The sequence below is a fragment of the Vibrio sp. 1580 genome (genome assembly GCF_033340055.1).
Window position 1 is genome coordinate 1 of sequence record NZ_JAWOVT010000344.1, and the last position, 659, is coordinate 659.

Annotated in this window: 1 protein-coding gene; it reads right to left on the reverse strand. The window is 48.0% G+C overall.

From position 1 onward, the window contains the following. A partial coding sequence (locus R7093_RS25920) for an FHIPEP family type III secretion protein (RefSeq protein WP_318147107.1) occupies positions 1-659 on the reverse strand: 659 nt, incomplete at both ends.

Genomic DNA, 659 nt, shown 5'->3' on the forward strand with positions numbered 1-659 from the left:
TTCGATTGGGAAACTATCGAGAACCACGGTACCTGAAGCTTGCGCTTGTTGCAGCGACGTCAGTAGCATTTGCTCCAATTCATCCGATAAAGCGTAAACATTGAGCTCAGGTTTTTGCCCTGCAATTAAGTTAACTAGCGTGCGTTTTAGTGCGCAGCGAACATCAGCAGCTAACAAAATCGGGTCTTTCGTGTTTTCTGAAGACTCCAGCATGGTATTCGCAATGGTTCGGATGTCTTTTAGTGGCACCTGATCAAGCAATAGCTGGCGGTACACTTTGAGCTGTTGAGCTGGGTTAAGTGCAGCGGCTAAGGCTTCTGCCAATTTCGGCGCTTGTTGGGTTAAGCGCTGCGTCATCGCTTCTACATCATCGTGTGTAAACAATTCTGCAAGGTTGGTTTTCATGATTTTGCTGATGTGCGTTGCGATCACGGTACCGTCGTCCACGACTTGGTAACCCATGTTGAGCGCTTTCGCCTTGTCTTGGTGTTCAATCCAAACTGCAGGAAGTTGGTAAGCAGGATCACTCCCTAGAATGCCATCGATTTCACCATAGGTGTCGCCAACGGCAATCGCCATTAAACGCTCTGGTTCGATGAAGCCCTGCTCAATCACTTCGCCATTAAGCGAAATGGTGTATTGGTTCGGTTTTAGGCTTA